This window comes from Pseudarcicella hirudinis (assembly GCF_900115665.1).
Classification (GTDB): domain Bacteria; phylum Bacteroidota; class Bacteroidia; order Cytophagales; family Spirosomataceae; genus Pseudarcicella; species Pseudarcicella hirudinis.
This window is the reverse complement of the sequence record NZ_FOXH01000009.1, coordinates 13,079-38,279: the sequence shown is the minus strand read 5'-3', so window position 1 is coordinate 38,279 and position 25,201 is coordinate 13,079. Positions and strand designations below refer to the sequence as shown.

Annotated in this window: 24 protein-coding genes; 19 read left to right on the top strand and 5 right to left on the bottom strand. The window is 38.6% G+C overall.

Going from position 1 to position 25,201, the window contains the following annotated elements:
• The first annotated feature begins 82 nt into the window (after positions 1-82).
• Positions 83-847: an NUDIX hydrolase gene (locus BM179_RS15520; RefSeq protein ID WP_092018072.1), complete on the top strand. Its 765-nt coding sequence runs from the start codon at positions 83-85 to the stop codon at positions 845-847.
• A 73-nt stretch (positions 848-920) separates the two neighbouring features.
• Here the strand turns inward: BM179_RS15520 and BM179_RS15515 are convergent, their stop codons facing one another.
• Positions 921-2,237, bottom strand: coding sequence for a DUF3472 domain-containing protein (locus BM179_RS15515; protein ID WP_092018071.1), 1,317 nt, complete (start codon positions 2,235-2,237; stop codon positions 921-923).
• A gap of 100 nt (positions 2,238-2,337) precedes the next feature.
• Positions 2,338-4,155 (bottom strand): phospholipase D-like domain-containing protein, encoded by a 1,818-nt coding sequence (locus BM179_RS15510; RefSeq protein WP_092018070.1) that lies wholly within the window; start codon positions 4,153-4,155, stop codon positions 2,338-2,340.
• 234 nt (positions 4,156-4,389) lie between these two features.
• Between BM179_RS15510 and BM179_RS15505 the strand changes: the two genes are divergently transcribed.
• From BM179_RS15505 to BM179_RS15460, 10 genes are all read left to right on the top strand, one after another.
• A complete protein-coding gene (locus BM179_RS15505; protein ID WP_092018069.1) occupies positions 4,390-4,767 on the top strand; it encodes a hypothetical protein in 378 nt (125 codons plus the stop codon).
• 231 nt (positions 4,768-4,998) lie between these two features.
• Positions 4,999-5,310 (top strand): hypothetical protein, encoded by a 312-nt coding sequence (locus tag BM179_RS15500; protein WP_177219424.1) that lies wholly within the window; start codon positions 4,999-5,001, stop codon positions 5,308-5,310.
• Positions 5,311-5,464: 154 nt separating this feature from the next.
• Positions 5,465-6,574, top strand: a complete 1,110-nt coding sequence (locus BM179_RS15495) for a cytochrome-c peroxidase (protein ID WP_092018205.1) — start codon at positions 5,465-5,467, stop codon at positions 6,572-6,574.
• A 50-nt stretch (positions 6,575-6,624) separates the two neighbouring features.
• Positions 6,625-7,437, top strand: coding sequence for an MbnP family protein (locus BM179_RS15490; protein WP_092018204.1), 813 nt, complete (start codon positions 6,625-6,627; stop codon positions 7,435-7,437).
• Positions 7,438-7,444: 7 nt separating this feature from the next.
• The gene (locus BM179_RS15485; protein WP_143095243.1) at positions 7,445-7,654 is read left to right on the top strand and encodes a hypothetical protein; all 210 of its coding nucleotides are present in this window, start codon (positions 7,445-7,447) and stop codon (positions 7,652-7,654) included.
• Positions 7,651-8,673: a cytochrome-c peroxidase gene (locus BM179_RS15480; protein ID WP_092018066.1), complete on the top strand. Its 1,023-nt coding sequence runs from the start codon at positions 7,651-7,653 to the stop codon at positions 8,671-8,673. Before BM179_RS15485 ends, BM179_RS15480 begins: the two co-directional genes overlap by 4 nt.
• Positions 8,674-8,675: 2 nt before the next feature.
• Complete coding sequence (locus tag BM179_RS15475; protein ID WP_092018065.1) at positions 8,676-9,581, top strand: hypothetical protein; 906 nt, start codon at positions 8,676-8,678, stop codon at positions 9,579-9,581.
• 38 nt (positions 9,582-9,619) lie between these two features.
• Positions 9,620-9,886, top strand: a complete 267-nt coding sequence (locus BM179_RS15470; RefSeq protein WP_092018064.1) for a YHS domain-containing protein — start codon at positions 9,620-9,622, stop codon at positions 9,884-9,886.
• Between the two features lie 207 nt (positions 9,887-10,093).
• Positions 10,094-10,732 carry a YceI family protein gene (locus BM179_RS15465; protein WP_092018063.1) on the top strand — a complete coding sequence of 213 codons (639 nt, stop codon included), beginning with the start codon at positions 10,094-10,096 and terminating at the stop codon, positions 10,730-10,732.
• Between the two features lie 465 nt (positions 10,733-11,197).
• On the top strand, positions 11,198-12,220 hold the full coding sequence (locus BM179_RS15460; protein WP_092018062.1) for an insecticidal delta-endotoxin domain-containing protein: 1,023 nt from the start codon (positions 11,198-11,200) through the stop codon (positions 12,218-12,220).
• Positions 12,221-12,277: 57 nt separating this feature from the next.
• Here BM179_RS15460 and BM179_RS15455 read toward each other — a convergent pair whose 3' ends face one another.
• Positions 12,278-12,622 (bottom strand): HopJ type III effector protein, encoded by a 345-nt coding sequence (locus BM179_RS15455; protein WP_092018061.1) that lies wholly within the window; start codon positions 12,620-12,622, stop codon positions 12,278-12,280.
• A 276-nt stretch (positions 12,623-12,898) separates the two neighbouring features.
• On the opposite strand from BM179_RS15455, the gene BM179_RS15450 reads away from it, so the two are divergent.
• The 3 genes from BM179_RS15450 (at position 12,899) to ggt (ending at position 18,063) form a co-directional block, all read left to right on the top strand.
• Positions 12,899-14,332 carry an arabinose isomerase gene (locus BM179_RS15450; protein WP_092018060.1) on the top strand — a complete coding sequence of 478 codons (1,434 nt, stop codon included), beginning with the start codon at positions 12,899-12,901 and terminating at the stop codon, positions 14,330-14,332.
• Between the two features lie 608 nt (positions 14,333-14,940).
• Complete coding sequence (locus BM179_RS15445) at positions 14,941-16,164, top strand: hypothetical protein (RefSeq protein ID WP_143095242.1); 1,224 nt, start codon at positions 14,941-14,943, stop codon at positions 16,162-16,164.
• A 108-nt stretch (positions 16,165-16,272) separates the two neighbouring features.
• The gene (gene ggt, locus BM179_RS15440; RefSeq protein ID WP_092018058.1) at positions 16,273-18,063 is read left to right on the top strand and encodes a gamma-glutamyltransferase; all 1,791 of its coding nucleotides are present in this window, start codon (positions 16,273-16,275) and stop codon (positions 18,061-18,063) included.
• A gap of 78 nt (positions 18,064-18,141) precedes the next feature.
• Here the strand turns inward: ggt and BM179_RS15435 are convergent, their stop codons facing one another.
• Entirely contained in the window at positions 18,142-18,843 is a 702-nt protein-coding gene (locus BM179_RS15435; RefSeq protein WP_092018057.1) for a VIT1/CCC1 transporter family protein, read from the bottom strand.
• Positions 18,844-19,262: 419 nt separating this feature from the next.
• Here BM179_RS15435 and BM179_RS15430 point away from each other — a divergent pair, with 419 nt between their 5' ends.
• Positions 19,263-19,853 carry a hypothetical protein gene (locus tag BM179_RS15430; RefSeq protein ID WP_092018056.1) on the top strand — a complete coding sequence of 197 codons (591 nt, stop codon included), beginning with the start codon at positions 19,263-19,265 and terminating at the stop codon, positions 19,851-19,853.
• 152 nt (positions 19,854-20,005) lie between these two features.
• Here BM179_RS15430 and BM179_RS15425 read toward each other — a convergent pair whose 3' ends face one another.
• Positions 20,006-21,445, bottom strand: coding sequence for a POT family MFS transporter (locus tag BM179_RS15425; protein WP_229632960.1), 1,440 nt, complete (start codon positions 21,443-21,445; stop codon positions 20,006-20,008).
• Positions 21,446-21,837: 392 nt separating this feature from the next.
• Between BM179_RS15425 and BM179_RS15420 the strand changes: the two genes are divergently transcribed.
• The 4 genes from BM179_RS15420 (at position 21,838) to dapB (ending at position 25,166) form a co-directional block, all read left to right on the top strand.
• The gene (locus tag BM179_RS15420) at positions 21,838-22,617 is read left to right on the top strand and encodes a ParA family protein (protein ID WP_092018202.1); all 780 of its coding nucleotides are present in this window, start codon (positions 21,838-21,840) and stop codon (positions 22,615-22,617) included.
• A 59-nt stretch (positions 22,618-22,676) separates the two neighbouring features.
• Positions 22,677-23,609 carry a ParB/RepB/Spo0J family partition protein gene (locus BM179_RS15415; protein WP_092018055.1) on the top strand — a complete coding sequence of 311 codons (933 nt, stop codon included), beginning with the start codon at positions 22,677-22,679 and terminating at the stop codon, positions 23,607-23,609.
• Positions 23,610-23,716: 107 nt separating this feature from the next.
• Positions 23,717-24,367, top strand: a complete 651-nt coding sequence (locus BM179_RS15410; protein ID WP_092018054.1) for a DUF5683 domain-containing protein — start codon at positions 23,717-23,719, stop codon at positions 24,365-24,367.
• Positions 24,368-24,440: 73 nt separating this feature from the next.
• Positions 24,441-25,166: a 4-hydroxy-tetrahydrodipicolinate reductase gene (gene dapB, locus BM179_RS15405; protein ID WP_092018053.1), complete on the top strand. Its 726-nt coding sequence runs from the start codon at positions 24,441-24,443 to the stop codon at positions 25,164-25,166.
• Positions 25,167-25,201 lie beyond the last annotated feature (35 nt).

Genomic DNA, 25,201 nt, shown 5'->3' with positions numbered 1-25,201 from the left:
GATACAATAATACTTGACACCTATGGATATTCCAAATTTTTCTTTATTTTTGAACAAAACATATTAATTGAGTAAAGATTAAATGAATAACAACCAGGATTTCATCGATTTCATTAACAGCGGAGATAAACTATTCCCTTGTCTATCAATAGACTGCGTGATTTTTGGATTTCACGATAACCAGTTAAAGATTCTTTTACTAAAATTCAAAAACACTGATTTTTTTGCTTTACCGGGTGGATTTATTGATAAAGATGAAAATATTGATGATGCTGCCAAACAGGTTCTGAAGAAAAGAACCGGGCTTGAAAACATTTATCTGGAGCAATTTTACACTTTCGGAGAGACCAACCGGGTAGATATTGAAATTCACAAAACAATTATGCTTAAAAACGGGGTTACTCCCGAACCGGGACACTGGCTGTTACAAAGATTCGTGACTGTAGGTTATTATGCTCTGGTAGATTTCTCAAAAGCTGTCCCTACTCCTGATTTATTTTCTGATGCCTGGGATTGGTATGACATCAATGAAATGCCTCCTTTGGCTTTTGATCATGAAAATATATCCAGAAAAGCATTAGAAACCCTGAGGCTTATGCTTGACTTTAAACTGATTGGTTTTAATCTGCTTCCGGAAACCTTCACTATGGCCGAATTGCAGAGTCTTTATGAAACCATTTTAGGCAAAAAGCTGATAAGGGCCAATTTTCAAAGAAAAATCCTGAGTCTGGAAATTCTTGAAAGGCTTGATAAAAAATGGAGCGGCGGTGCTCATAAAGCTCCATATCTGTATAGATTTGATGAGAAAAAAGCTAAAGATTTTCTGGAAGGAAAAACATTGTATTAAAGGGTCATATTAAAAATCAAAGCCCGGAATACTGACATAAAATCAGCTTTCCGGGCTTTGATCTCATGTAAGCCTACGGGAGTTTTGTCAAATCAATTTCCGGCTTTTTACCTGCCGGATTTCTGCTGAAGGAGGTTTTCATGGGTACGAAATCGTTAAAAAAACCACAGTTTTTCAGAAAGAACTGATTTTGAACTGTTCCACCGGCATAATCCATTCTGTAACCGATTCTGGCGGTAGCATCAGCGGTAAATGTGGCAGTATTTATTTCTGTCCAGTTTCCGGACTTATCTGCAACCCACTGATTTCCAAAATGTACACTACGAACCTGCGTTCCCTTTTCCGGTAAAAAATTCTCCAAAAAGGAATGAAAACTTTTCAGATAAGTATTAGTCTGGGGTCTTTGAAAACTGGCAATAATTCTCCATTTCCCTTCTTCAGGAGCAAAAAAGTATGCGGTATAAGTAGTGGTATTATTACCGGAAGGTTTACCCTGCAACAGGAATTTATAGGTATTCCCGGCTTTCCAGCTATATTTCAGATAACTCTGTCCTCCGGCACCTTCATTTCCAAATTCTCCGGTATAAACACCTTCTCCTTTTTTCAGAAGAACGATTCTTTGTTCGGGAGGAATACTTTGAGGATTATCGGTTTTAAAAGGACTCCATACGGAAAACAATATTCTTCTCTCTTTTTCTGAGTTGACCTGCATCCCGAAATATCCTTCTTTAAAACCATCTGCCATAAAATAAGACCCAAGCGGATCTTGTCCCACCGGAACGGTAAGCTCATTATAAAACCACTCGATATCCTGGCTTTCAGGAATTTTATAATTCAAATGAACTGAAGGACCTCGTCTGCCCCAGTAAAAATAATCTCCTTCATTATTTTTCACAAAGGTGGTATGTTCATCAACCGCCGGGCCGCTGATGCCCCAGGAACTCCATGAGCCAAATGTTCCACCTGTCTGACTTAAACCAACTACCTGCAATAAGACATATCCTTCCTGCTTAATTTCCCACTGACCAATGAGATAATCACGTTCTTCGGTACCATTTGTTTCAAAATCCTGACTTTGTCCGGCCACTATAACACAAAGTTTCGCTACACCTTTCGGAACAAGTCCATGCAGCGAAAAAATGGCTTTCCCGGGCCTGGCAAAACGGACATAGGTCTGTAAAGTGTCCATTTTGTCAGTCCAATTGGAAAAGCCTTTTTCTGAAACCGGATCTTCGGCATGTTTACCGCTCACCCAGCTATTCCCGCCGATGGGAACTGTTATCTGATTGCTTTCGTGAGACAAAGGACTCTTTTTTTCAGGGATATTTTCCGCGCCTTTACAATTGACGAAGAAAGTCAGGCATAACCCCAAGAACAGTATTTTTTTCATATTTATGGAAGAAGTAGTTGATGAAATCAAGGTAAAACTACGACAATTTCCAAAGAGAGAAAATAATCTGTTCAATATCCTGCAAAGGAAAATCTTTGTTCTACTTTATAAAAAACTTACGATCGCGGTATTTCCGGTTAGCCGGATCCTGGTAACCATCAAGCCATTCGGCACTGGTTTCTTTCAGACAAATAGGTTTAGGGGTAGTTGCAGTCGCATTTTTATCATCTGTTTTTTTCAAAGCTGTTCTGAAATTATAATGGTCGAATAATCTAACCGCTTCAACAGCAAAGGCAGTTACTATTTCATCATCATAAATAGCCAGTAAATTATCACCATTGGCTTCCTCACCTCCGGATGACAAATTTGAAGAACCTGTAAAAACCACGGGATTACTTGAGTTAAAATCCACCACAATAAACTTATCGTGAATCACTTGTCCCATACCCCCTGAAATTTCTTCCTGAAATGGATGCGGTACTTTTCCTTTCAGGTAACTGAATGAAACGATTTCTTCTTCTGTCTGATTCTTTCTTTTCATTTCAATGGTACCATTGTCGGCATCTTCATCCTCATTTCCCTCAGCATCTTTTCCGGCATTCTGGATTATTCCGTAATAAAAGAGGTTTTTCTTGTTCTCATTGGCATCCAGGTTATTCAGAAACTTCAGAACATCTCCTCCGCCTCCAATATTCATTACAGCAAAAAGAACAGAACTTTCGGCCGAATTTAACTCTGTCAGTACCTTTGTTAATGAATCTCCGGAATCGTCATGAGGGGAAAAGCAAACGCTGAATTTAGGTAATTCCGGATTCGGGCAATCGAACCACTGCTGAGTAATCGGCTTATTAGCAATAGCCTGACCGCTTTTTCCGTTTTTCATTTCGGTAAATACCTGATTAAAATAGTCGTAATAATGATTTGCTACATCCTTATCATCTATTACCAGTACATTATTGGCCTGCACATAAAAACCTCTGACAGAAAAATTAGCGGAGCCTGTCAATACTTTTTGTGGAATCAGATTTCCGGAAACAGGATCCTTTTTTAACTGAATAAGCACTTTGTTATGCTGAAATCTGTTGAAATGTCCTCTCACCACTTCTGCTCCCGCCGCTTCCAGAACATTCTCTGTCTGGGTTTCTGCAGATGGATCGCCGGAAGCAGCATTTCCCCTTACCGTATTGATCTTTTTGGTATGAAGACTGGCATTATCAATAATAGCTTTTACTCTTGGGCCTAAAAATTTCAGAGAATCAATAAAATCCGGCATATCACAATCGTAAATCATAGCTCTCACCTCAATTGAAGAATCTTCCGAACATTCTGCCAGAAAATCAACCATCATTTTACGGGCTTTCCCTCCCAGCCATTTATATTTGGCTTCAAAGGGTTTGGTATCGAAATTTATGGTTTTCGGTAAATCCGGGCGAATGGCAGTATTCTGGAACTTCTTTGCGTAAGCCTGTGAAGACAAATAGCCCCTGGTAAACCCGATATCAAGTTTATTCGGGTGATTATTGTACAGTTCAACTTCCAGTGAAGCAGAAGGGCCTGCTTTCAGATTAGCAGAATCTGGGTTAAAATAAGTCGGAATAATTTCGTAACGATATTTTCCCGTCAGTAAGGGAGTCGGAACATCCAGCCAGCGAAGTTTCTGAAAAGGTGAAGTTTCAGATGAAAACCAGAGTTTTTCCTGTTTGTCAACAGTACTCTCAGAATAATTCCGGAGAAAACTAATCTGATTGGGTAAAAATTCAGTTTTACCATCCGGAGAAGTACGCCTGATCGCAAAACCTGCCAGATTCTGCATCAGGTTTTCCGGCAGATCATATGCCAGTAATACCATTCCAATGCCACGGTAGGCAATCAACTTAATACTACTCTGGCTGATAACAATTTTGTGAGGCGTTTTCATGTCGGATAAGGTCTTGGAAAAATTAGGTTGTGTATCAGAAAAACCTCCTGAATTTCCACTTTTCTCCCGAAAAAAAATAGAGTAAATATACCTTATTTGAGAATTAAGGTATATTTACTTCTACAATAAAACACTCATAATCAGTAAATTAATACTATCTTTATTGAAAATTAATATTCAAAACACACTTATCTGCTTTAAGTAAAACCTCAAATCACAAATCCAGGAATATCTATGAAAAAGTTCAGCATTTTACTACTGTTATTCTGTTTTATCTGTCTCATTGCGGCCTGTTCAAAAGAAGAAGCGGTTCAACCAAACCTGCAAGGTTCATGGCAAATTAACAATGGTAAAGACCAGATCATTTTTGCTGACCAGTCTGCGTCTGTCTTTACCCTTAAATTACGGGAGCCTAACGAACAGCCAATAGCCGGAGAAGGTATCTACAGCTTCACAGTAAAGGATAATATGATTGAAGTAACAGACCTTGTGAGTAGCTGCACCTGTGCCAAAAAACAGGTTTCTTTTAAATTTATCGACCAGAACTCTTTCTCAATTGGTAATTTCTATAACAGTACTGCCGGAACTACACTTTTATTCAAAAGAAAATAATACACTAACTATCAATCACTTATACTCTAACTAGCCATTACAATTCTTATAAAGCTCAGATGCTTTTGTGAAAAATCATACATTCTGCTTAAAACATATTGTTAAATCCTTCTGCCGGCTTGTATATTTGCAGGGCGTTAGCGGGTTCTATTCATGAGTGGAAAAAACTACATAGCTCTGTTCCTCCTGGTTTTAATCAATGTCAGAACATTGGTTGTGCCGCTCGTATACATGGATTTCGAATTAAGAAAAGCGTTTATTATCAAAAACCTTTGCGAAAACAGGTTTAAGCCCGAGTTGCATTGTAACGGAAAGTGCTATCTGGCCAAAAAACTGAATAAAATTGCCGAAGACAATGCCAGTAAAGAAACGAATAAGCAAAGTCAGGCCTTCAAGAAAATTCTTGAAGAAGTTTTCGAAAACCAATCTCTTTTTACCTTCAACTGGTCTCATGATCCGGCGGATAAAATTGTAATTTTTCCAGACCTGAAGATTTATACAAACGCCTTTATCTCTTCAGTTTTTCACCCTCCTTCAGCATAAATTACTGAAACTTTCCTGCCTGTTAATTTCCGGAAGAAAACCGGGAGAACTATCCTTTTCAACATATTTAATGTGCTGAAGCTTAGTTATGCTCCTTTTTTTCCGGTCTCTTATTCTGTATCTCAACCCGGTTATTCAAATTCGTAGCCTCTATATGAGAAAACTTTTTTGTGCCTTCTTTTTTCTGACAGCTTTCATAGCGTGTCAGAAAAGTAATACCTCTGTACCCGTTCCGGAAGAAGAGAAGAAATTGTTCGAAATTCCGGCCAATTTCCCGAAACCTGTTTATCAGCTTGATAAAAACCCGATTACTCAGGAAGGTTTCGAGTTGGGAAAAGCCCTTTTCTATGATGGAATTCTCTCCCGTGACAGCACGATTGCCTGCGGGGAATGTCATCGGCAATACTTTGTTTTCACACACCATTTGCATGATTTAAGCCATGGAATTGATGGGAGAACAGGATTGAGAAATGCCCTGACCTTACAGAATCTTGCCTGGGAAAGAAGCTTACTTTGGGACGGCGCAGTAGAAGACCTTGATAAACAACCAATTGTACCTATTGAACATCCTGATGAAATGGATGATAAAATGGACAATGTCGTGCAAAAGCTTCGAATGACGAAAGGCTATCCGCTTAAGTTTAAAGCCGCTTTCGGATCAGAAGAAATTACTGCGGATAAGATGCTGAAAGCACTTTCTCAATTTATGCTTACGCTGGTCTCTGCTAATTCAAAATATGACAAATATGTCAGAAAAGAAGGAAATGTCACATTTTCCAACGATGAATCGGATGGTATGAAACTGTTCGAAAGCAAAGGTTGTAAAAGCTGTCATGCCGGAGAATTATTTACAGACGGAAGTTTCAGAAACAATGGTTTATCAAAATTTGAAAGATCAAAAGTGGTATATGTGAATGGGAAACCAACGATTCAGGTGGTGGTAGATGAGGGACGATTCAGGATTACTAATCTTGCTACGGACCGTTTTAAATTTAAAGTTCCTACCCTGCGGAATGTTGGGGAATCTCTCCCTTATATGCATGATGGTCGTTTCAAATCTCTTCAGGAAGTATTGGATTATTATGCTTCCGGTGTCCAGGACACGCCAAATCTCGATCCGATCCTCAAACAAAATGGCCGTTTAGGCATTCCTATGTCTGCGGAAGAAAAAAGGAAGATACTGGCTTTCCTGAATACATTAACAGACAACGATTTTCTGAAAGACAAAAGATTCGCAGAACCGGACGGATTCCCGGTCAGATGATATTTTTCAGGAACAATCCTTATTTCAAAAACATAAAAAAGATAACACAAATGAAAAGACATACTGCATTTTTGGCCTATATATTCTTTGCTTTAACCTTTACCCTGACTGCCTGTAAAAAAGATGAGGTAGAGCCTGTGGGAGCAAATGATAAAAACAACTTAACGCTTGAATTTGACAATCGTGCCGGAGCACAAAAACTGGCTTTAGCTACTACCAGTTATAAAAACGGATCCGGAGAGGAGTTTACGGTTACTACGTTTAATTATTTCATCAGTAATGTAGCTCTGAAGAAAAGTGACGGAACAATTGTAAAGTTTCCGAATCAGTATTTCCTGATCCGTCAGGCAGATGAGAAAACATTAACTCCTGTACTTAAGGATGTTCCGGCCGGAGATTATAAAGAAATAACCTTTTTGATAGGCGTAGATAGTACCAAAAGCGTTTCAAATATTGCTGAAAGAACGGGTGTTCTGGATGAAACATCTTATGGTACTGACAATATGTACTGGGCCTGGAATTCAGGCTATATTTTCCTGAAATTTGAAGGAACTTCTCCGGTAGCACCTGCTAACTCAGCCGGAGTTAAAGCATTCCAGCTTCATATCGGCGGATTTGGCGGGAGAACTGCAGTCACTCCCAATAACCTGAGAACAGTCACACTTTCTCTGCCACAGCAGGCTACCGTGCGTAAAAGTATCGCCCCAACCATTCATCTGGTGTCGGATATTACCAGGGTTTTTGATGGTGTAAACAAAATCAGTTTATCTGCCACCAATATGGTTCACAATCCAAAGGATGCCTCTCCTATTGCAGATAATTACAAGAATATGTTTATCGTTGACCACGTTCATAATGACTAATAATGATATGTTTAAACGAAAACTTCTGGAAACACTGCTTGAAGGGACAGGCGTCATTCTTCCTCCGGCTTTAAGTTTTAAAGAGCAGGTTTTTGAGATACTGGAGATCAATTCAGAGAGAAAGTTCCAACGGGTCTTTCTGCTTTTCCATCTTTTAAGTATCATCCTGCTGACTGGCAGTATTCTTTGGAAAATTTATTCAAAAGCACTGGCATGAAAAAACTCATTTGTATCTCAATCGCCCTGCTGACTATAGCCTGCTCCAAAACGGAGCAGGCAAAACCGGAATCGTTGTTTTCTATTCCGGCAAATTTTCCGCAGCCTGTTTATGATTTAAAGAAAAACCCCATAAGTTCTGATGGATTTGAGCTAGGAAAAGCCCTTTTTTATGATGGAATTCTCTCAAAGGACGGTACTATTTCCTGTGCGGAATGCCATAGCCAGCCTTATGGTTTTACACACCATGGTCATGATTTGAGTCATGGCATAAACAACCTGAAAGGAGTCAGAAATTCCCTTCCCTTACAAAATCTGGCTTGGGAATCTGAGTTTTTCTGGGATGGCGGTGTCGGCGATCTGGATTTTGTACCCATTGCGCCTATTGAAAATCCTGTAGAAATGGATGAAAGTACCGGGAATGTGTTGGAAAAACTCCGTAAAACTCAGCGATATCCACCCATGTTTAAAAAGGCATTTGGGTCAGAAGAAATCACCGGAGCAAAATTTCTGCAGGCACTCTCTCAATTTATGATAACACTCGTTTCCGCTAATTCCAGATATGATCAATACATCAGAAACGAGGGAGAAGTGCTCACAAAGGAAGAATTGGAAGGAATGGCTCTTTTCAGACAAAAATGTTCGTCTTGTCATGCCGGAGAGCTTTTTACAGACAAAAGTTACAGAAACAATGGGTTAACCATTCAGGGAAGTATGGACGTTGGCAGGTATAGAATTACAGAAAATGATAAGGATAAATACAAATTCCGGGTTCCGGGTCTCAGAAATGTAGCAGTAACCCTTCCTTATATGCACGACGGGCGGTTTTATACCCTTGAAGCCGTTCTGGAACATTATGCAGAAGGCGTACAGAATACCGTAAATCTGGATCCGCTGCTTAATCAGAATGGTAAAAGAGGCATTCAGCTCAGTAAGGAGGAGCAATCCCGGATTATTGCTTTTTTAAAGACTTTAACGGATGAAACCTTTCTGAAAGACAAGCGTTTCATCAACCAATAATTATGAAGAAATTTATTCTTTTCATGCTGTTGCTCTGCAACTTAGATACTTTTGCCTGCGACCTATGCGGTTGTGCCAACGGAGGATCTTTTTTTGGGATTTTGCCACAATCTCACCGGGGATTCATGGGCATAAGATATCGTTATTCTTCTTTTGATTCTCATTTAAACAGTCAGTTGCTGCAAACCAGAGAGGTATTCCAAAGTACCGAATTATGGGGGAGATTTTATCCTTTCAAAAAAACACAGGTGCTGGCTTTTTTACCCTATAATTTTAATGCACAAACATTAGTTAAAGCCAATCAGACCACAAAAATTCAAGGCTTAGGAGATGCAAGTCTGATTATGCATTATAATGTATTTAACACGTTCTGGGATTCTACCGCTCACAAAATTGACCAGAATCTCCTTATCGGCGGGGGAATAAAATTGCCTACCGGCCGTTATCTTTATGATCCAGCCAGTACAGCCGAGGTGGATAATCCAAATTTTCAACTCGGAACAGGAAGTACCGATTTTATACTCAATGCAATTTATACTATCCGTTATCGCAATTGGGGTCTGAATACAGACTTAACTTATAAAATCAATACTGAAAACAGCAATAACTATCGTTTTGGCAATAGAGTAACGACTTCAGCATCTGCTTTTTATACTTACAAAACAGGGGGAATTACCCTGATGCCCAATTCAGGAATGTATTTTGAACATTCTGACAGTGACCAGTCGGCAGGAGTTGTAAACAATCGTACAGGAGGATATGTCGGAATGGCGACCTTAGGGATGGAGAGCTTTTTTGACAAATTCAGTATTGGAATCAATCATCAGCAGCCTGTTTTTCAGGAGCTTTCAAAAGGGGAACTTCAGGCAAATGCCCGAACGACAATACATCTTACTTATCTTTTTTAGTATTTTTGCCAAACATTTAAACAAAATCAATCTTGCATATGAAACGTTTTCTTATCATTCTGGCTGTTTTAGGAGCAAATTTCACTCAGGCTCAAACCCCTAAAACGCCGGCGGGAGCTAAAACAGAACATGCTCATGCTGCTCAGACTAATCCGGCAGAAAATACAATTGATCCGGTTTGCAAAATGAGTATCTCAAAAGATACCAGGTCGGTTTCGACACACAAAGGCAAAAAAATTGGTTTTTGCAGTGTAGTCTGCAAAGAGAGATTCGACAAAAATCCTGCAAAATATGCAGTAAAATAGCCTGATCAAACGAGGGATTGAACGCTCCATACCTCAGGGATAATCCTGAAATTCAGTATTACAATGATTAATTATTTGGAAAAACACCATTTTATCACAATTTTGTAATATATTTCTCCTATCTCCTGTAAATTAGTTTCAGTAAATATTTCAGTAACATTAGCTTTTTGAATCATTGATTTTACTAATCTTTAAAAACTAATTAATATGAAAAAATTACCAGTCTCATCCCTCGTTATTGTTTTTCTTTTAGTCTTTATTTCTGCATTCAAATCTACGGATGAAAAACATCCGGCAACCCGGACTGCAAGGAAAGTCGCCGCTGTAAAATGGTCCATTGATAAAGCCCATTCCGGTGTGAAATTTTCGGTCAGCCATTTAGTTATTTCAGAAGTAGAGGGTTCTTTCAAGCTTTTTGAAGGAAGTATGGAAAATACCAAAGCTGACTTTTCTGATGCCAAAATCAATTTTACGATTGATGTCAATTCTATCAATACCGACAACGAAAAAAGAGATGCGCATTTGAAGTCTGATGATTTTTTCAACGCCGAGAAATTCCCGCAAATCAAATTCGAAAGCAGTTCATTCAGCCCTTTGGGAGGTAATAAATACAAACTTACCGGAAACCTGACCATTCGCGACATAACAAAACCTGTCACATTTGATGTCACTTACGGTGGTAATACGGTTATGTACGGAACAACTAAAGCCGGATTTAAAGCAAAAACTACGATCAATCGTTTTGATTATAACCTAAAATGGGACAAAACTACCGAAGGCGGCGGACTGGTTGTCGGCAAAGACATTGACATTACAGTAAATACAGAAATGAATCAGGCAAAATAATCATAGTTCTGGCGAAATAAGCAGCATTAAAAGACGTTTTGTGCCTTATAAAAATCCCTGTCGGCCTGGCTGACGGGGATTTTCCACTTTGAAAAACCAGTAAAGAAAAATTCATTTCAGCCACATTAAAATGAAACGATTATCTTTGAGGGTTCCTCAATACTACAAGCCCGACTAATCCGGTTAATACCTTCGTCAGATTTGTATTTCAAGTGTTCATTCCCTCTCCGGTCAATCAGAAAAGTCTGTTTAATCCCCTGTTTTCCGCCCCGGCTCATCTACTTTGGTACGAAATCACCCGTTTATCTCATGCTGTTCCTCTTTTTCCCGGTAAATAATAAATTGTATTTCTTTATGTTCTGAGGGTGTAAATACCGTAAAAATACCTTCTGAGAACTGGTATTAATATTTATCTTTGAGCATGTCTCTTGCCCTGTTATTTACTAAACCCCAAATACTATAACTATGAATGAAAAAACTGAAATACAGGCGATTATCGTCAGTAAGATTGAACTGGATAATAATACAGCCAAAAAGATTGCAGAATTTGTTGCCGGTAAAGTTCCGACTGTCGGGGGTGTGCTTTCACAACTGATCAGTATGTTCTGGCCCAACACTGAGGTTTCTCTCTGGGATCAGATTAAAGAGCAGGTTGAAGCGCTGATTTCTCAAAAAATTGCGGAATATAATCTTAAACAGCTCGAACTGACTTTGCAAGGAATTCATAATGATCTTGACACCTATCTTATTCAGACTGATCCCAAACAGAAGCTGATTCAGATTCAGGCAATTGATGTCATTATTCAAAATCATCTTCCTCGTTTTGTTTCCGGTGAACCCTCCTCCGCCTTCTCAACTTTCTGGGCTTTTGCCTTACTGCATCTTTCGGTCAGAAAAGAAATTTACTTTCTCTTACAGGATGAAGCGAATCTTAAATTACTGAAAAGCAGCGTCATGGTTTATTGTACTTATGCCCGTGTAGCTTTGTCCAGAAGTTATAATGATTACCTCGATGCTGTAGCGATCGAAGCAATTTCTGAAAATGAAGCAGGAAAAGTCAGCAACTGGCAGATCTCAGTTTCCATGACAGATACCAAAGCAGGAAAAAACCTGTTTTCCTTCAACAAACAGTACCGTAGAAAAGAATGGGATGAAAACGTATTAAACGAACGGACTGTTTTCTGCAATAATGAAATATCCGGGAAATGGGATAATTTGCTGGCTGACTTGAAATCTCAAATGTCAGACTGGGCTTTCAATGCTATATTGGAACTGGAACAAACCTTTCCTTTTAAACCTGAAGACGGGTTAAAAGAGCTGAAAAAATTCATGGAGAAAGGGGATGCAAAACTGTTTGACAGCAATTATTGCACAAGTCAGAGTATTTTCTATACCCCTGTTGCCGGTAAGTCTGCAAAACCTTCCAGAGTCAAACCGGTAGTTAAATTGAATCCATTTAAAAAGAATACAAAATCCCTTCCGGAATAGCAGACTGAGAAATTTGAGTATATAATAAAAGGGCGATGAATTCATCGCCCTTAAAATTTATTTCAGTCTTAGAGCTTCCCCTTCAAACTTAATACCTTCCCAGCCAAATCTGATAAAATTTCTGATGTTCTGATGATCTGTTCCTTCCGGATTTCCAAGAACGTCTGTTCTGTAATATGCACCGAAACAATCCAATGTCTGCTGCTTTGTGAATCCCTGAAGCTGAGCAAAAGAAAAGAGTTTACAGGAACCCGAATTCTGTCCGGCTTCATTGCGGGTCTCTCCATTCTGAAAAGCCGTAGGCTCAAAGTCGTAATACTGATCGATAGCAGCAATTACTCCCGGAAATTCAATGTTTTCAGGTTTAGTCTGAAGTTCGTTTAAAAAATTTACTAATGACATAATGATTGTTTTTTTGAAGCGCAAAATTAAGGTTTGAATTTGATTTATGATTGTATTATTTGCTTCAAATATTATTAAAAATGCCTGCAACCTTTACAATCCGGGCAATACTAAAAACAGAAATCCTCTTTCCCTTCTCTGATATTCCCTTCCACCTCCGTGACGGTGCATGACAGTTAGAAATGTTTCAGCCTATATTTTTAAGCTTGATTACAAAATATTCATATAATTAATCAATAAAATCCCAATAAAATTTATTAATTTCTAAATTTAGCAATGGCTACAAATTTTAACCTGAAAGTAGGTTTGTTCGGAATTGGACTCGAAGCCTACTGGAGTCAGTTTGAGGGATTGGAAGACAGGCTTCGCAATTACGTAACAATCGTAGAAGAAAAACTGCAAACCTTTGGTGCAGAAGTCGTAAACCTGGGATTGATAGATACACCGGAAAAAGCCCTCGAAGCAGGACACGATTTCCGAAAAGCTGATGTCGATTTAATTTTTCTCTATGTCACAACCTATGCCTTGTCTTCTACCGTTTTACCTGTTGTAAAAAGAGCAAAAGTTCCGGTAATTGTGCTTAACCTGGCTCCTGAAGCAGCAATTGATTACCAATGGTTTAATAACCTGGAAGATCGTACCAAAATGACAGGAGAATGGCTTGCTTACTGCTCGGCCTGCCCGGTTCCGGAAATAGCTAATGTTTTCAGAAGATCCCGCATTCCTTTTTACCAGATTACCGGAATGTTACAGGATGATCCTCACGTATGGAATGAAACCGGAGAATGGATTGCCGCAGCAAATGCTGCTAACACCATGTATCACAATCGCTTAGGGGTAATGGGCAATTATTACAGCGGTATGCTTGATATTTACTCGGACCTTACGCTGCAATGTGCAACTTTCGGCGGACATATTGAAATTATTGAAGTGGATGAACTTTCGGCCATCAAAGAAAGTGTGAGCCAGGATGAAATTGAAAGCCAGATTGTTCAATTTAAGGAGATATTCGATATACAACCCGACTGTTCTCCGGAAGAGCTAAACAGAGCAGCCAAAACCTCGGTAGCGCTTGACAAACTCATTGAAAAACATCAGTTAGGTTCAATGGCTTACTATCATAAAGGTTCCGGCAATCCTGCGAATGAAGATACCATGAGCTCTGTGATTCTGGGCAACTCCCTGCTCACTGCCCAAGGGATTCCGGTGGCTGGAGAATATGAAATCAAAAACGTTCAGGCTATGAAAATTATGGACAGTTTTGGTGCCGGAGGATCTTTCACAGAATATTATGCCATGGATTTCAAAGACGATGTAGTTCTGATGGGTCATGACGGGCCTGGCCATATTGCTATTGCGGAAGGTAAAATCAAGGTCAGACCCTTAAAAGTCTATCACGGCAAAGTCGGAAGGGGTTTGTCAGTAGAAATGTCTGTAAAACAAGGAAAAGTAACCTTACTTTCTGTAGTTGAAAACCTGAATGGGAAGGTCTCTTTGCTTTTTGCAGAAGGAGAATCCGTGGAAGGGCCAATCCTGGAAATTGGCAATACGAACAGTCGGTACAGATTTCCGATTGGTGCCAGAAAATTCGTGGAAAACTGGAATCAGCATGGCCCCGCCCACCACTGCGCAGTTGGTATAGGTCATGTAGGCTCGAAAATCACAAAACTAGCGGAATTACTAGGTATAGAAGCTATTCAGGTCTGTTAAAAAGAATATATCATCCTTTTAAAAAGTACATTTTCCAGAAAAATCTGGAAAATGTACTTTTTTGTTTTTAAGTTGAGTTTAACGATTTTCATCTGTTTTTCTTTCCCGGCACTCTTTTATTCTGTACCTCTTTTCTAAGGCCTAAAAACCAAATTTTTATCCGCTTTTCCAGCCCATTATACATTTCCGGACACTTTAATTAACTGATTCTTCCTAAAATAATCATATATAACATCTGTCATTTTAAAAATTTAAACGAACTATCTCAATATTTTTATATTCATAAACGTTTATTCATCGTTTAACAGTAAGAGCGTAAACAAACAGCCTTTATTTCTTTCCGATGAAACAACTTTAATATTAATTCCTGTCAAAAATCACTGAATATACAATCAGGCTGAAAGCATATGGTTTTTATTTCTCAGACCTGTCTGATTGCATTATCCAAAGACAATTAACGTCCTCCAAATCCGGCTTTTTTACTGACCGTCTAATCATTTAAGAGCATAACTAAGATAGAACAGCATAAACAATAGAAAAAAACTTATCAATTTTGTATTGTGTAAACCAAAACAGTGCCGTACAAGTCAATCAAAATAGTACAACTTATGAAACTAATAAAACTTCAAATCATCCTACTTTTATCAGCAATCTCATTCTCAGGATATAGTCAGATATTTTCAGATACTTTACTTTTAAATATCCAGAATAATGTAAACCGCCTAAAAAATGAGAATGAAAATTTAAGCAGCAGACTTGAGATCCAAAGCCGGTCTCTTAATGATATTTCTAAAACGCAGTCTTTAACAGATCGTACAAAATGGGAAAAAATCAAGGCCAATCTTCTGAAAAGCACAGAAGTATATAAGATTTTAAGCGATGATATTATTGATTTGAAATCTCAGGTTATCAATCAGGATTACCAGGGTTATATCAAAAAATTAAGCAGTGTGGAAAAAGGGCCTCTGGGCTTTTCTTTTGAAGAAGTTATCCTGAAAACAGCTCAAAATAAAGCCATTTTTAGCAGTAAATCTAAAAATGAGCGCTTTATGAATGTGCTGAAAAGTCTTAAAGACAGCCCTATTGTCGGCTTTATTCCCTATGCTTCTCAGGCAGTAAATCTTTCAACTGCAGCAGTTAACGTAGCCTATTCAGCCGGGGTTCAGGATAAAAAAGTGAATTTTGATAAAATCAAGGAGTTTGAGAAGGAATTACAACGTTATACAGGGTTTTACAACTCTCTGGACAGAGCTAATATCCTTAACCAAAGCAGCAGTTCCCAGACCGTTACCCTGCTTGAAGCCATGCAGATTGATTTATTGGAAAAGTTCAAAAAAGATGCTCCAAGACTGGGTTATAATCCGAGAGATGTAAGACCTGATGAGTCTTTAGACGATTATTTCAATTATATGATGGGTGAATTCTCAACCGATTTCATGAAAAAACACATCGCTGAGATCGAAGGAAAATACACCGGGAAAGATAACAGAATCAACCTCGGAGAACTGTTGCAAACAGAATTGGATGTAAGACATGTCAATAACAACCTTGACTACTTACAGGATCTTTGTAATAAATTTATCAACATCAACGATCAGTATTTTGATCTTGAAAGCAAATATTATGAGCAGGTAAAACAGGCAATCAATGTAGCGAAAGGGAACAACATTATTGAAGCAGTTGGTGAAAGAAATGCACAGATGGTTTATGATGATCTGATGAAAGAGTTGGCAACCAAAAAGAAAAAGAAAGATTCTGCCATCAAATCAAGTATCAATATCAAAGAGTTGAAAGACAAAATCGATTCTGTTGATATTTACAAGATTTTGTAAAGAATCCCCGATAATACCAGTTATGCAGGCTCGATTGCTCTTTTCAGGGGCATCGGGCTTTTTTTTTTCGCTTAAAATTGTTATTATTGAATAAAAAAAACTTCGCCAATGAATACTAAAAAACTACTGTTTATTACTTTTTCTGTTTGTAGTCTTTACAGTTGTACCACTTCAAAAGTCAGCCAATCGATAAGCGATAAAAAAGTGAAAGAAGGTCAGGGCTTTTATCAGTTTCTTACGGATGATCCAAACGCTTCTCCGTTTTTTGCCAAAAAAGAATCCGTTTATGGCACAAACGGAATGGTTGCTGCCACTCATCCCATTGCCTCAAATGTTGGTGTGGATATTCTGAAAGCCGGAGGAAATGCCATTGATGCGGCAGTTGCGGTAAATTTTGCTCTGGCAGTTTGTCACCCCGCAGCAGGAAATATCGGTGGTGGCGGTTTTCTGGTTTACCGTGATAAAAAAGGTGAGAATTACACCTTGGATTACCGTGAAAAAGCTCCGGAAACAGCCAGCAGAGATATGTATCTTGACGCTCAGGGAAATGTTATTCAGGGATTGAGTTTTGTAGGACATTTAGCCAGCGGAGTTCCCGGAACAGTAGATGGAATGGTTGAAATGCACAAAAAATTCGGAAAACTTTCCTGGGAGAAAGTCTTACAACCCGCTATTGATCTTGCCGGCAATGGTGTAAAATTAACAGCCAGAGAAGCCAGGGGCATGAATCGGATCAAAGACGATCTGCTCAAATATAATCCCGGCAAAAGATATTTCCTTAAATCTGACAATACTGAATGGCAGGAAGGTGATATCATGATTCAGAAAGATTTAGCCAAAACACTTCAAAGAATTCAGGAAAAAGGAAGAGCAGGTTTTTATGAAGGTGAAAATGCCAGACTTCTTCTTGAAGAAATGAGTCGCGGCAAAGGTATTATCACACAGAAAGACCTCGACAATTATAAGGCGCAATGGCGTAAACCTCTCGTTGACAATTATAAAAACTATAAAGTCATTGGTATGCCTCCTCCCTCGAGCGGTGGCGTGGCATTGATTCAATTGCTAAAACTTGTAGAACCTTACCCGCTTTCCAAATGGGGCTGGCATTCAGATTCTGCCACACAAGTGATGATTGAAGCCGAAAGACGAGTTTATGCCGATCGGGCAAAATGGCTTGGCGACCCGGATTTCGTAAAAGTCCCGGTGGGAGAAATCACGAATAAAAACTATCTCGAAAACAGATGGAAAAATTTCAGTTTTGCCAAAGCCTCAGATAGCAAGGAAATAGCAGGAGGAGCCGTTCCTGGTTATGAAAGTACCGAAACTACTCACTTTTCTGTAGTAGATAAAGAAGGAAATGCCGTGGCCATTACAACTACCCTCAACAATTCTTATGGAAACAGAGTAGTTGTTGACGGTGCAGGTTTCTTCATGAATGATGAAATGGATGATTTTTCCGTAAAACCCGGCGTTCCCAATGCCTATGGATTAATCGGAACAGAAGCCAATTCTATTCGTCCAAATAAACGGATGCTGTCGAGTATGACTCCTACCATCATCGAAAAGGATGGAAAACTTCTGATGGTAGTCGGTACTCCCGGCGGTTCAACAATCATCACTTCTGTTTTTCAGGTAATAATTAATGTTTTAGAACACAATATGACGATGCAGCAATCTGTAGATGCACTCAGATTTCATCACCAATGGCTGCCTGACAGAACCGTTTTTGAACAAGGTGCATTTACCGAGAAAACGATTAAAAAACTTCAGGAACGTGGTTATAACTTAGAAATGCAAAAGAATACAATTGGCAGAATGGATTGTATTTTAGTTCTTCCCAATGGTAAACTGGAAGGTGGTGCAGATGTAAGAAGTGATGATACAGCGGTAGGTTTTTAAATACCGGACCGGGACTTAAGTTTCAGGGAAACAGGCTTTTATGAGCCATTTTCATCAATCCTTAAGTCCCGGTTTTATTTATGCTCCGATAATTTTCGCTACAAAGAAAGCAGCTCCGGCTGCTACGGCTCCGATTGCAGTAACCTTTAAGGCCCCCAATACCGGATTTTGCCCGGTAAGCTTACTTTTAAAATATCCGAAAATAAAAAGAGTCAGAATCGTAATCAATGCCGAATATTTTAATCCGTCGCTGGCGTGATCTACCAGAAAATAGGGGGATAATGGAATTATTCCGCCAACAATATAAGCAATCCCAATTGTTAAAGCGGAATTCCTGGCCCTGTTAACATCAGGTTTTTCCAGTCCAAGTTCAAATTTCATCATAAAATCCACCCATTTCTTCTTGTCTTTGGCCAATGCTTCTACAATAATTTTCTGGGCATCTGAATCCAGTCCATAATGGGCGAAAATCTCCCTCACCTCCTCTTTTTCCTTATCCGGTACTGTTTCAACTTCCTCAAATTCTCTTTTAAGTTCAGAGTCATAATGTTCCTGCTCTGTTTTTCCGGCAAGATATCCTCCCAGACCCATTGCAATAGAACCAGCTACAATTTCCGCAATTCCTGCGGTTGTTACAATAGTTGTAGAAGCTACAGCTCCTGAAAGTCCTGCTGCCAGAGCAAATGGCACCGTCAATCCGTCAGACATCCCGATGACGATATCCGTTATAAAGTCTGAACTTTCAAGATGCTGCTCATTAAAGTGATTACTTTGATTCATTTTACAGAGATTTATGTGGCATTCTGATACAAAAAGAAATATACGCTCATTAAACTTTTACAACAAATTAAAATCAGAAGCTTATCCTGAAGCAACTAAGTTTTTAATAGCATACGAAAACTTATTTTATTACTGACAGATAAATTCTTTCTTTCACGTATAATTTAAAAGTTTATCTGCCGTTAAACAATCGGTTCAAGTATTTCAGTATAAAAAATAAGTGATTACAAGGGCTAAATCATATTTTTTTTCACTTACTTAAGTTTTTTTATTGCTAATCTCAATTACAATTAAAATATTTGAGCCAAAAATGAGTCATTCCGGTAAAATCTCCGTCTAACCGGATATTCCAGTAAATCAACCTAAACAAAACCATTTCAAACTTAACCTTTTTACTAACTTTTTAACAAGCAATTACCATGAAAAAAATCTTTGCACTTTCCTTATTGATCTGCGGTTTATTCGTAATGGATGTAAACGCTCAAAAGGCTAAAGACGAAACTACAAAAGAAAAGAAAGCAGATAAGAAAGAAAAAGCTGCTGACAAAGCAAAAGACGACGCTGACAAAGCGGCTAAAAAAGCAGAAAAAGAAGCTAAAAAGGCTGAAAAAGAAGCCAAGAAAAAAGAAAAAGAAGCTGCTGCTGAAACAAAAGATAAAAAAGAAAAAGTTGAGAAAACTGAAAAAGCTACCAAAGAAAAACCTGAAGCAAAAGAGAAAAAGGAGAAGGCTGAAAAAGCTGATAAGGTAGAGAAAGTAGAAAAAGCCGAAAAAAAGGAGAAAAAAGAAAAAACTGAAGCGGTAGAAGCCAGCAAAAAAGTAGCTGATAAAAACCCAACGGTTAAGCCTGAAGTTAAAAAAGCAACAAAAGCGCAGGAAAAAGCCGTAGCAGGAGAAGATAAAGTATTCGGAAAAGATGATAAAGGCCGTACAATTTACGAAGGTCCAAGAGGCGGTCACTACTACATCAATTCAAATGGCAACAAAACTTATGTGAAGAAAGACAACTAGTTTTTCTTTCGTTCAATAAAAAAACCTCCTTCAACGGAGGTTTTTTTATGTCTTTACCATACCATGCGCTGTGGCTCACAGAGCATAATAAAAGCCCCGTTCCAATAACGAAACAGGGCTTTTATTTTAAGCAGAAAACTTAATGCGAGCAATTATCCGACGTATCGGGTTTCTTTTAATCTACCTGAAATCAGCATAAATAAAACCGTTGCCACTAACATCAGGCCTGTAAAAAACCAGTAATAATTAGCTCCGTGCAATTGTGCAAAGAAACCTCCCTCAGCGATATTACTGTTTATTTTCGATACAAATAAATTCCCGATCGAAACAGTTGAAAACCAAATGGCAGACATGGTGCTTTTCATTGATTTAGGAGAATTGGTATAGGCATATTCCAAACCGGTAATTGATACCATGATTTCTCCCCATGCCAAAAACAAATAAGCCAGAATCTGCCACCAGACAGAAGGTTTTCCTCCGCCATCGATGCTTTGCTGGATCATAGAGATAATCAGGAAAGAAAGTGCTGTAAGAAAAAATCCAAAGCCCAGACGACGCAATGGAGTAGCTTTTATACCCCATTTTTCGAGGGTCGGATAAATAAAATAAGTAAATACCGGAATAAATGAGACAAGGAAAATAGGGTTTAAAACCTGTACCTGCTCAGGAAGGAAAATAATTCCCAATCCTGTATTAAGATTCAGTTTTGTAGCCTGCAAAACCCATTCTGCAAGGTTCTGATCCCACAGAGCCCAGAAAACAGGAATAAAGGCAAAAACAGCCAAAACACGGTAAACAGCCTTCACTCCTTCTACTTTTTCAGGGTTAAAATTGCTTTTTGCTACATCAAGCCAGTTTTCATCTTTTTGTTTTTTCGATAAATGCGTTAATGCGTAGAATGTTATGAAAACAAAATTATCACGGTTGATACCCATTGGCGGCACCTTCACGTATTTGTTTCTTCCTGAAAAGAAAATCAGCGTAGCCAATGCCATTAATATTCCCGGCACTCCAAAAGCCCAGGAAGCCCCGAATTTAAAATAAATAATAGGAATAAAGATGTTAGAAACTACTGATCCTGTATTGATTGCGAAATAAAACCAGCCATAAACTTTAGACATCAGGTGTTCATTGGATTTATCAAACTGATCTCCCACATTAGCAGACACACATGATTTGATCCCTCCTGCTCCGATAGCAATGATGAGAAGTCCGTAAGAAAAAATGTCAAGATTAGTATCGAAAAGCGCCAGAATCAGGTGGCCGAAGCAGTAGAGAATAGAAATATATAAAATTACTTTGTATTTTCCGTAGAACCAGTCTGCCAGAATCCCTCCAAGCATTGGTGTTATATAAGCGAGTGCTACAAACATATGCACTTTTTCGTTGGATTGCGCTTCGGCGACAGTTTGTAAAGCAGGGTTTCCGGTCGGATTAAAGAATTGTGCTACCAGAAACGTGGATAAAATGGATCGCATTCCATAAAAACTAAAACGTTCTGCTGCTTCATTACCCAAAATAAAGGGAATCGATTTAGGGTACCTACCCTTCCTTTCGGGTGCAGTCATAATTGTTTCGTTTGTTGATTCCATAAAATTTTTGTTAAGGATGAAAGTGTATTTTAAAAGTTACTTAACACTAAAAACATGCTAAAATACATCAAACTAACCAGACCTACAATTCTGAGAGAAGCTTTCCGTTATGTGTAAGATAAGTTAATTTAAGGTAAAATAAGGACTATCTCGTTGATCTTTTGGAACTTATGCCGCTTTTTATTGAACTTTACCAAGAATATTAAAAGTAAATAAATTACCAGTTCCTCAAACTTATTTAGCCTAATATACTAATAATCAGCTATTCAATCACACGATGCTGCCATATAACTTTTCGAATAAATCAAAAAACGTGAAACATTTTGTGAAACAGTTTTTGTAAAATTGGCATTAATCTTGGATATTTGATGTTCGTAATCCAAATGTATAAAATGGGGAAAGTAATCGCAATTGCCAACCAGAAAGGCGGAGTTGGCAAAACTACTACCACTATAAACCTGGCAGCTAGTCTTGCCGCACTTGAATTCAAGACACTGATCGTTGATGCAGATCCACAGGCTAACTCTACCTCTGGTTTAGGCTACAACCCTAAGGAGATTGAAAATAGTATCTATGAATGTATGGTAGATGGGGTAAAACCTCGTGACATTGTTATCGAGACGGACCTTCCCTTCCTGCACCTCATTCCTTCTCATATTGATTTGGTTGGAGCAGAAATCGAGATGATTAATCTTCGGAACCGGGAAGGAAAGATGAAGGAATCCCTTGAAGATCTGATAAAAGATTATGATTTTATCATCATCGACTGTTCTCCTTCTCTGGGTCTGATTACTATTAACTCCCTTACTGCGGCCGATTCAGTGATTATTCCCGTTCAATGCGAATACTTTGCGCTTGAAGGTTTAGGGAAATTACTCAATACCATTAAAATTATCCAGTCAAGATTAAATACAGGTCTGGCAATTGAAGGCATTTTACTCACCATGTATGATTTGCGGGTACGCCTTTCAAATCAGGTAGTAAGCGAAGTGACTTCCCATTTCCAGAACATGGTTTTTAATACCATTATTCCAAGAAATATCCGATTGTCTGAATCACCGAGTTTCGGTGTTCCGGCAATTGCTCATGATTCGGAAAGTAAAGGTGCGATTAGTTATTTGAATCTTGCCAGAGAGATATTAGCTAAAAATGGATACGTGACGCAAGATTAATTTCAGAAAGAGTCTTTACTCTTTTCTGAGAATTTAAAAAATTTAAACCATTTCGACCGATGAGTCAGAAAATAGAATTGAACTCGAAAAAACGTGTTGGACTGGGTAGAGGACTTGGTGCCTTACTTCAGGATTCCGACACGGTAAATGTAAACCAGAATCGCCCTGAAAAGGATCGTCCGACTCGTCTTGAAGTGATCAGTTCGATGAATGAGATTCCTGTTGATTCTATCGAGACAAACCCATATCAACCCAGAACGCATTTTGATGAGGAAGCACTTAACGAGCTTGCAGACTCTATCCGTGTTCAGGGTATTATTCAGCCTATTACAGTTCGCCAGATTGCTCAGGATAAATATCAGTTAATTTCAGGAGAAAGACGTTTGCAGGCTTCCAAAAGAGTAGGTCTGACAAGCATTCCCGCCTATATCCGTACAGCTGATGACCAGCAAATGCTGGAAATGGCTTTGATTGAAAACATTCAGCGTGAAAACCTTAATGCTATCGAAATTGCTTTAAGTTATCAGCGTTTGATGACAGAATGCAGCCTGAAACAGGAGGAACTGGGTGACAGAGTAGGTAAAAACAGGACTACAGTTAACAATTACATGCGTTTGCTCAAACTTCCGGATGTAATTCAGGTAGCTCTTCGTGATAATAAGATTTCTATGGGTCATGCCAGAGCAATTATTAATATCGACGACAGAGACCAGCAGCTGGAAATTTTCAAAAAGACTGTTGCCGAAGAATGGTCGGTAAGAAAAGTTGAAGAATCGGTAAGAGAATTGGCTAATGCGGCTATTGCTTCTAATGAAACTGAAAAGAAAGCAGGAGGAATCAAGCAGGAAATCAGAAGCCTTCAATTCAGACTTCAGGCTTATTTCGGAGCAAAAGTTACCGTTAAAGCTGATGAAAAAGGAAAAGGAGAAATCAAAATCCCTTTCACTTCGCAGGAAGAATTAGACAAAATTTTACTTTCAATTAAGGTTTAGGCAGACCGTTTTTCGTCAGACTAAATTTGGTTAATTTTCGTTAAATTTTCTTAAGTCCTTCAATGGATCAGTAAATCTAACGTTCAGATTGGAAAAGCCAATCACACATGAAAAATCTAATAATAGTATTCTTTTTTCTCTTTTCAGGAGGAATTTTCATACAAACGAAAGCGCAGGAGGTTCAGGATTCTTTAAAAAATTCACTCATTCGTGAAACTGGTAAGATCGTTAATTCAGACAGTCTTCAAAAGAAACCAAAACATAAAATTGTTCCCCGGACAGCCACACTTCGTTCACTGGTTTTACCGGGTTTTGGGCAGATTTATAACAGGCAGTATTGGAAATTACCACTGGTTTACGGAGGATTTGGTGTAATAGCCTGGGCTATTTCATTTAATGACCTCAGATATGGTCATTATCTCAATTATTACATGACCTTTGCACCGGGAGGAGACAATTATCAAAAGGCTAATACTTCTGTGGTTCTTTACGGAACCACTCAGACAAGGGATCTGACAGAAAACCAATTGAAATCACAGGTTGATTTTTACAGAAGAAACAGAGATTTATCATATATCGCTCTTGTGTTGATGTGGGGATTGAATATTGTAGATGCCAATGTTTCAGCACACCTGAAAACATTTGATCTGTCTGATGATATTTCATTAAAAGTTCAGCCAAATTTTGACATGAACAATACTTCCTATCAGGCAGTTGCCGGAATAAAAATGACTATAAATTTTAATTCCAAAAGATAAAACGGAAGGACTTAGAAAGAGAAGATATAATTTTAGTACCGTACAAAAGCTATTACTTAACTAACAATCATTCATGAATATTTTATTACTCGGTTACGGCAAAATGGGGAAAGTTATTGAGGGATTTGCCATAAGCCGGGGCCATAATATAGTTGCCCGCATAGACCTCAACAATCGCCATGAATTTGAGGCCCTTTCTTCAGGTGATGTTGACGCAGTCATCGAATTCAGCCATCCAAGTTCCGGATATTCAAATGTTAAAGCTTGTATTGAAAAAGGTTTTCCTGTAGTTTGCGGAACGACGGGCTGGTTAGAACATAAACCTGAAATAGATAAATTAACACAAGAAAAAGGCGGAGCATTCTTTTACTCCTCAAATTATTCAATCGGTGTAAATATCTTCTTTCAACTTAATAAGTTGCTGGCAAAGATCATGAATCCTCATAAGCAGTATTCACTTTCTACGGTAGAAATTCATCATACTGAGAAAAAAGACTCTCCTAGCGGAACTGCTATTACTCTCGCAGAAGGAATAATAGAGAATCTTGATGGCAGAGAAACGTGGGTGAATAACCAGATTGCTGAAGAAAACGAAGTACCGATCTGGTCTCAGAGAGAAGGAAAAGTACCGGGAACACATATCATCAAATATATTTCTGATGTAGACCAGATTGAAATTCTTCATCAGGCGCACAGCCGTGAAGGTTTTGCACTCGGAGCAGTAGTTGCTGCGGAATGGATTGCCGGGAAAAAAGGTGTTTTTAGTATGCAGGATTTACTTGGTGAAATTAACCTTTAGTGTCGTTAATTACCGGCACATTCATAACATGTTTA